Source organism: Corallococcus sp. RDP092CA (assembly GCF_041903675.1).
Lineage (GTDB): Bacteria > Myxococcota > Myxococcia > Myxococcales > Myxococcaceae > Corallococcus.
The window spans coordinates 1-749 of record NZ_JAYESI010000107.1 but is presented as its reverse complement, the minus strand read 5'-3'; the positions used below and the strand labels follow the sequence as shown (position 1 = coordinate 749).

General features: G+C 64.6%; 1 pseudogene. It reads right to left on the bottom strand.

Annotated features, from left to right (window positions below):
* Positions 1–276 precede the first annotated feature (276 nt).
* A pseudogene (locus U8525_RS34370) lies at positions 277–749 on the bottom strand (serine/threonine protein kinase); the annotation flags it as partial.

The following is a 749-nucleotide window of genomic DNA, read 5'->3' as shown; positions in this document are numbered from 1 at the left end:
GCGAGCCGGAGGTCAACACCACGGGACATGAAGGGGCTCCTGAATGCCTGCGCGAGGGAGCCGCGCAAAGGCAGACGGAAAGCTACCTTTTGCGCCTCCTGGCGTGAATGACGCCACGGGTAGCCACCCTCGCGCGCCTCCCTTCACTCCGAGTCCGTTGCTATTCTCGAAATGCAAATTGCCTTTACATCGGGCTTCATAAGCCCCTGGAACTCTTGGCATGTGACGGACGCCCAGTTGGCCTGGGCCACCGTTCCAGCGCGGTCGAGAACGGCATCAGGGCCAGCGGTCCACGACGTAAGCCACTTGTACGCGAGAGTAGATGACCGCCCCCGGCTTGGATCCCTCCCATGCTTCCTGGGGGCCGTCCTGCCCAATCGCTAGGCATACGGGAAGAGTGCGTCCATTCGGGAAGCGCGCCTCAGTGTAGCGCGCCAGCAGGAACGTGCCGTCCCCCGTCCACAACCGCCCATAGAGCACGGTGCCTGTGGGAATTCCTCGGGTGCCCTTGAAGACAACCCCAGTCACAGGTCCATCCCGGAACACCCCTTCATCCCCCGGATAGCCCGGCTGGCTCTTGTCGATGGTGAGGTCCACCGACGACCGCGTTGTCAGCAGGAGGCCTCCCTCATTGGGCGCATTGAACATGGCGTTGCGTGCTTCCTCGGGGCACGCCCCTGATTCGGGACGCACCTGGGCGCTGCTGGGGCAGCCGAGTTGCAAGGCCACGGCGGCGCTCGCCGCAGCGC